8 protein-coding genes are annotated in these 6,437 nt (G+C 44.9%); 3 read left to right on the plus strand and 5 right to left on the minus strand.

Going from position 1 to position 6,437, the window contains the following annotated elements; genetic code table 11:
* Nucleotides 1–150: 150 nt before the first annotated feature.
* Nucleotides 151–1,341, minus strand: a complete 1,191-nt coding sequence (locus IH879_17505; GenBank protein MCH7676720.1) for an HDOD domain-containing protein — start codon at nt 1,339–1,341, stop codon at nt 151–153.
* A gap of 170 nt (nt 1,342–1,511) precedes the next feature.
* Between IH879_17505 and IH879_17510 the strand changes: the two genes are divergently transcribed.
* On the plus strand, nt 1,512–1,757 hold the full coding sequence (locus IH879_17510) for a hypothetical protein (protein MCH7676721.1): 246 nt from the start codon (nt 1,512–1,514) through the stop codon (nt 1,755–1,757).
* A 143-nt stretch (nt 1,758–1,900) separates the two neighbouring features.
* On the opposite strand, the gene IH879_17515 is transcribed toward IH879_17510, so the two are convergent.
* The 4 genes from IH879_17515 to IH879_17530 form a co-directional block, all read right to left on the minus strand.
* Nucleotides 1,901–2,746 carry a hypothetical protein gene (locus tag IH879_17515; GenBank protein ID MCH7676722.1) on the minus strand — a complete coding sequence of 282 codons (846 nt, stop codon included), beginning with the start codon at nt 2,744–2,746 and terminating at the stop codon, nt 1,901–1,903.
* A 114-nt stretch (nt 2,747–2,860) separates the two neighbouring features.
* Nucleotides 2,861–4,687 carry a chloride channel protein gene (locus IH879_17520; GenBank protein MCH7676723.1) on the minus strand — a complete coding sequence of 609 codons (1,827 nt, stop codon included), beginning with the start codon at nt 4,685–4,687 and terminating at the stop codon, nt 2,861–2,863.
* Nucleotides 4,680–5,267, minus strand: a complete 588-nt coding sequence (locus IH879_17525) for a class I SAM-dependent methyltransferase (GenBank protein MCH7676724.1) — start codon at nt 5,265–5,267, stop codon at nt 4,680–4,682. The genes IH879_17520 and IH879_17525 overlap by 8 nt, the downstream gene beginning before the upstream one ends.
* Complete coding sequence (locus tag IH879_17530; GenBank protein ID MCH7676725.1) at nt 5,264–5,599, minus strand: DUF84 family protein; 336 nt, start codon at nt 5,597–5,599, stop codon at nt 5,264–5,266. The genes IH879_17525 and IH879_17530 overlap by 4 nt, the downstream gene beginning before the upstream one ends.
* A gap of 134 nt (nt 5,600–5,733) precedes the next feature.
* Between IH879_17530 and IH879_17535 the strand changes: the two genes are divergently transcribed.
* Nucleotides 5,734–6,012, plus strand: a complete 279-nt coding sequence (locus tag IH879_17535) for a hypothetical protein (GenBank protein ID MCH7676726.1) — start codon at nt 5,734–5,736, stop codon at nt 6,010–6,012.
* The coding region (locus tag IH879_17540; GenBank protein ID MCH7676727.1) for a hypothetical protein at nt 5,994–6,437 on the plus strand (444 nt) is incomplete at its 3' end. The genes IH879_17535 and IH879_17540, both read left to right, overlap by 19 nt.

Consider the following 6,437-nt stretch of genomic DNA (forward strand, 5'->3'; position numbering starts at 1 on the left):
TTGAAATTTATTTGGGATTTATACATTTTGGATTTGGAGTTGCTGCTTCGCTGTTGGAGCAACATTGTAAATGACTGTCCGATCCAGTCGTATCCAAGTCTGCCGAGCGGCTACGGGCAGCTATTTATGACTGGCTGCCCGTAGAAAAACTCACTTTGCCACTTGCTCGTGACAGCTTTGCCGCCAAATCGATAATCGATCAGCCATGTTAAGCTCAGCCAGATAGTCCTCGTCAAGAGTTGATGTTTTGGATTCACTGCCTTCATGTAGCTCCGCTTCAAGCACGTTGGCGACATGAACCGCCGTGACCAGGCCGAATTTGGCATCAAGGCACTCGGTGGGTCGATGGTGGAATGCAAGGGCTTCTACGATAGAATCGGACATTCCCCAGAGTCCAAGAAGATAAGCGCCCATCTCGGCGTGGGTGGCTCCGAACATCTCCTGCTCAGCCTGCCAAATCGTCATATCATTTTCCGCCGCCAGACTCGCTACTTTCGTGTACTGCTCGGGAGAATTGCTGGCTAATATCAGCTTTCCGGTATCATGCAGAATGCCAGCGAGGAAAGCATCTTCAGCTGTACTCTTGGCTTCCCCTTCGATTTCCGCTATCTTCCTGGCAAATGAACCGACCACTTGACTATGATGTAACAGCTTTTCGAAAGAGGTTCCAGCGATTTGGATTTGCTCGAATTGGGAAAACACTTCGCTAGCGAGAACTAATGCTTTTATTGTGGTTGGCCCGAGCATTTTCGCTGCCTGGATAGGATTCGAAGCCTTCATCCTGAGCCCAAAATGGGCCGAGTTGACCACCTGCAGGACTTTGGCAGTCATACCGATATCCTCAGAGATGAGCTCGCCGACTCTCGTCATAACTTTCTCAATTCCGGAGCCTAGTGCTTTCATTATATCAAAATATAATGCTGGCGGGCTTGGCAACGATTTCATCTTCGAGACACAACTCATTAGAGTTTCGTTCATAAGGATGCGGCGAAGCGAAAAAGCTCGGGCCACCTTAGCTTCGAGAAGATCAGGGTCACATGGTTTGGGTAGCCATTGGTGAACTGGTGCCGCAGCCTGTATAAGACTTGCCTGCCCGTCCGTGCCAAGCAGCATTACGCGGATTATTTGTGGATATTGTTCACTGATTTGATTAAAAAAATCGGAGCTGGTAATTCCGGAGATCTGCATATCGGCTACTACGACATCAAAAGGTCCTTTGGAAAGTGTCTCAAGGGCGTCAGTTCCATTCTGAATAAATGCCATGTCCCATTGGCAATGCATCCGATCAAGTGATCCTGGTAAATCATCCAAATCGCCTACAAATAAAATTCGAGACTTCAAATTATAACTTCTCCTTTGTTTTTTACTCGCTCCGAATGTCCTAAAGCAGTATCAGCGAACGCTTTTCGATTCAAGACTTCAGATTTATATCGGCAGGAAGTTATAAACCATTAAATATAAAATGTTTGGGACTCAGTTGCAATGGCCGATTGTGAGCAAGCCCGGGTTATATGCCCACAAAAGAACTACACCTTTTACCCCCGAATGCCTTGTCAAGAGCCGCGGCCTCCCGCAAAATCATGTTTCTTGAAATTTATCTTGATATGACCAAGAAGATCGTCACTGATTTTTATGCCATCTTCCAACGATTGCTCATTTCAGCCAATACCCAAGCGGCAAAATTCCAAAACTCAAATATCAAAAAACAAAATATAATATTAAATGCCAATATCCAATTTTCTAAACACCAAACCTGAGTCGGTGAGTTTTGGTCATTGTTCATTGGGGTTTGAGATTTATCCCCGACCAAACTTGTCCCCGAATTCTTTAATCGGGGAACATCGGGGACAAGCTTGGGATTTGATATTGTGATTTGGAATTTTCGAAAGCAAATAAAACCTTACTCCCTCATAAAAAAACCTTCCCTTAGCTCTAAATTAAACTCCACTTCGACCACATTCGACTCGATAAATTTTTTGCCGTTTGCTTTTACTACCGTGTGAAACGGAATTTTTAGCCCGTCCACTTCGTGGTAATCTGAATAGATTTCCTCTAAAGTCGCTAAGATAGCCATCTCCGGGCCTCCGCCATGATAGCTCTTTTTCTCGATAAGGTAGGTTTTAGAATTCACGTAGAGCTTGAAAAAGTCTCCGAAATTATTTTTGATATTCAAAATAAACAGAGTATTTTTTTGGATCGTTTCTTTCCCCAAATATTGCACATCGATATCTGCGCCGTCAAATCGTTTGAAAAGGTTTATGGTGTCTCGAAACAACCCACGCTTCATTTCTCTCATTTCAGCATTAGAGATCTCTGTGACAGTTTCGCCGGTCTTGCTCCAGCCGATTTCTCCGTTCAGAACCTGAATTCTCTGCCCGGTGGCGAGTTCAAAAATTTGTTTCGTCTTATCGGGAAGTTTCACGGTTTCGGAAACCACTAATTCAATAGTACTGCGTTGTCCAAAAATTTTGCTTTCGGTTTTAATACGAAAATTATCAATTTCATCAAAAGCAGCCACCCCTCCGGCTGCTTCGATTACCTTTTTTAAAATCTCGCGGCCTTTTACAAAATCTTCGGGACTGGACTTTGTCTGCTGAAAGGCAAAACTTTTTGAGCAAGTTAAGGAAAATATGACCAGGATAAATTTCCCTCGCTCCCATGCTCTGCGTGGGAACGCCTGCTTGAACCTCCGGCTACGAAGCAGGAGCGTCGTAACCGGTTGTGTGAAAAATTCCATGTATGGCATTATGTTATTAACTCCTGTTTTTTTCTAAGTCCCTCGTTCCCGTTCGTTTGTAGCCGAAGTGGCCACACTTCGTGGTAGGCCGGGAACTCTGGCGAGTTCTGCTACTTCTGGGTACTAACTATCCGTACTCCACTTAATCAGCGCTTCATCATACGCTGAGATCAAATCGTGATAAGTCAAAAAACCCAAGACCGTATTCGGATCCTCAGGATCAATAACCGGTAGCGAAGAATATTTTGTGTTTAGAAAATGCCCGAGCGCCTGCTGCAAATTATCCTTTGGACTCACGGTGTCGAGTTTGGTTTTAATATCCTCAGCAACAATTAAGCTGCCGACACCCTCTTCTCCAATCACCGCCCGCAAGGTTCCCATGGACAGCAGCCCGGTAATTTCTCCCTCTTTGTTGACGACCGGAAAGCAGTCCTCTTCCCGATCGGCGAACAGGGGTAAAATCCTTTGGATGGGAAGATTGTTCGCAATCTTCGGTAAGTCCGGTTTTGCTTTGTAAGCTGCCACGACCGGAATTTCCCGTAAAATATCCACAATTAAATCCCCCCGGTGTGCGGGGGACTCGGCGTGATTCTTGAGCTGCTGGCTATAAATGCTCCACTTGCGGGCAACAAAAAATGCCAGTGTCGAAGTAAAAATCAGGGGCACGAGCAGTCCGTAACTACCGCTCATTTCAGAGATCATGATGGTCATGGAAACCGGCACATTCGCAGCGCCGGCAAAAAACGCCGCCATTCCGACCAGGACAAACGCAGTTGGCTGGGTCACGATGTCCGGAAATAAATTGTGTGCGACACCGCCAAAAGCGCCGCCAAGCATTCCGCCTATAAACAGCGACGGCGCAAAAATGCCACCGCTGCCGCCCGAGCTGATTGTAAAAGACGTCGCGAAAACTTTCAGAATCGCCGCGATGATCATCAGCGTAATGGCAAGCTGACCATCGATGGCCATTTGAATCCAGCCGTAGCCGGACCCTAAAATATAGGGAAAGAAGAATGCTAAAATTCCTAAGCACAGTCCCCCGATTGCCGGTTTGAAATGCTTGGGGATTTTTAAAGGGGCAAAAACCTTTTCATGAAAGCCGTAAAAAATTTTGACATAAAAAATCCCGAGCAGCGCACAAAGCAGCCCGAACACCCCGTAAAAAACCAGCTCGAGCGGATTTTGAAAAGAGTAGTCGCCGGTGGTAAAAATCGTATTCCAGCCAAAGACCGAAGCGTAAACCGTGTAACCTATGATCGATGAAGTGATTGCGGGGACCAGTCCTTCGGTTTCCATGTCGTCTTTGTAGAGGCACTCGACCGCGAAGAGGGCGCCGCCAATCGGCGAACGGAAAATGCTGCCGATGCCGGCAGCCATGCCGGAAACCACCATTGTTCTGCGGTCCTGGTCCGTAAGCTTGAGTTTGGAAGCGAAAATTGAGCCAAATCCGGCGCCGATTTGGGCAATCGGACCTTCGCGGCCGGCGCTGCCCCCGGTGCCGATTGTGATGGCAGATGCAATTGTTTTGATAATCGGCACCCGTGCTCTGATCTTTCCCCGATCTTGATGAAAAGCTTTGATAACCCCGTCCGTGCCATGCCCCTCGGCTTCCGGCGCCCAGGTGTAAACCAGCCAACCCGAAACCAAGCCGCCGACCGTCGGGATGATAAAAAACCACCAGTTGAACATCGACGGCAGCGGGCTGCTTTCCGAACCGCCGCCTTCGCCGCCGGGCAGCGGCGGATGAAACCCGGCCGGCCCTTTTAAAGAAATCAGCTCAATTGCTTCCTGGAGGTAGAAAAACAGAATTCCGCCCCCGCCGGCAACAACGCCGATAATAAGGCTGTAAAACATCCATCGGCCAGTGAATTTGAACTCGAAGTTTTTGCTGAAATTAGCTAGAAGATTTCGGCTGCGAATGATGCGCCGTTTAAATTTGATTTTAGCCATGAGTTCCCGAATTATCGTGAAGCAAGATTTGTGTCTGAATTAACGAGTGCTTTTTCTTCAAACAGGCCAGGCCGCTCTCCTGAATGAGTCGGTTGAATTTAGCGGAAGATAATAAATAAAGACGATGACCTCCTAAAAATCTCACAAAATTCAACAGGCCGCTTTGTGAATAAGTTAATAGAATGTGGCCTGCCGGAAGGAGAACTCTTCGAAATTCTTCAAGAAGCGTATTTTTTTCTTTTTGATATTCGAGCAGCCCGATGGCGGTGATTAGGCCAAAAGAGTCTGATTTAATTGGCAGAGCAAGGGCATCGCCTACGATCAAATTTTTACTGCCTTTGAGTTTAGCCTTGTTAATCATATTAAAAGAACTGTCTAAAGCAAACAGTTGCGCGCTTTCCCCCCAAAAGGCCAAACTGGTTCCCGTGCCGGTGCCAACATCTAAAATTTTTCCATGGTCTACATCTATCTTTGACAGCAGGTTTTTTAGATTTGCACTTTCTTTTGATAGAATAAGATTAAATGGAAAAAGTCTCCTGGCGCTGTCGTAGAAGCCGGCTTTAAATTCCCAGAGATTCATGAAACATAAAGAGTTTGATTGAAAAACGGTGCAAATGCGCTGAGAAGAGCAAATTCGAAAGAAGCTTGCCGGGTAATGAGGCCCTGGGTAAAAACACCAAATGCTCCGTATTTGTCCCGGATGTCGCTTTCCGTTCCATAGTTATCGATGACCTCTCCCAGTTCATTTTTGCCTTCAATCACGTCATGAACAATTCGCTCCGGGACCGGCGTCGCACCCGAGGCACCAAAATATCCTCGTTCCCCATCGCTGACATAAACCCAGCTCTGCAGAAAATACCAGCGCTTTTGTTCGGGTGAGACTTCTCCGAAAAAACCGCCTTCCAATCCCACATAAAAATCCGGCTTGTCCGGCGAATCCCTGTCTTCTTCCTTTAAATTTTGGACTTCAATACAGACTATTCACAAATGAAATTTATGACAATCTCCGCCCTTATATTAATTTTGGAGTTGGACCCACATTGGTATTGACTACACCAAATGATAAAGAATTTTTCAAAGCTTTTGGTGATGCACAAGCTAAATATGCTATTGGCGGATATATCGGATTCGGTGCTAACTTTGGAATTGATAAATCGAGTCTTGTAGGTTTAAACTTCAGGTATTATTATATACATTTATTTGATGAAGGAGTAGAAGGTCTTTTCGATAAATTCAGGAAAAACCTTGGCGGAATATTTCTTACTATAAACATACTGAAGAAAAACAAATACAATATGCAAATCATATGTTTGATATGTGTCTGAAATATCATCTTGATGGATTATTTTATTTTCATCCCTGGACTACAGATGGTTTTAAATTAGGACAATTAACAGATAAGGATTTAACGGCATTAGGATATCTTAGAAGATTAGATGAAGATGGAAACATCCAGCATTTATATGATGCAATTAAGGAATTATCATTTACGTATTTGCGTACTGATTTCTCTAGAATATTACAAACTGTAGAATCAGGATTTGGTATATTGTATCCTGATGCTACACCAAGAGAGGTATATCATAGTATTAGTCGGGGGTTTTTAGGTATGGAAAATAAACAGAAAGTTGTTATTCCTATTAAAAAGGGAAATAACATGGTTGCTTTTCCTTATAAGGATGGGAATGAAAGCACCTTTATTACAGATCATGATGCCGTTGATGTATTAGTTAATCAGAATGATAAACTG

The organism is candidate division KSB1 bacterium, from assembly GCA_022562085.1.
GTDB lineage: Bacteria > Zhuqueibacterota > Zhuqueibacteria > Oceanimicrobiales > Oceanimicrobiaceae > Oceanimicrobium.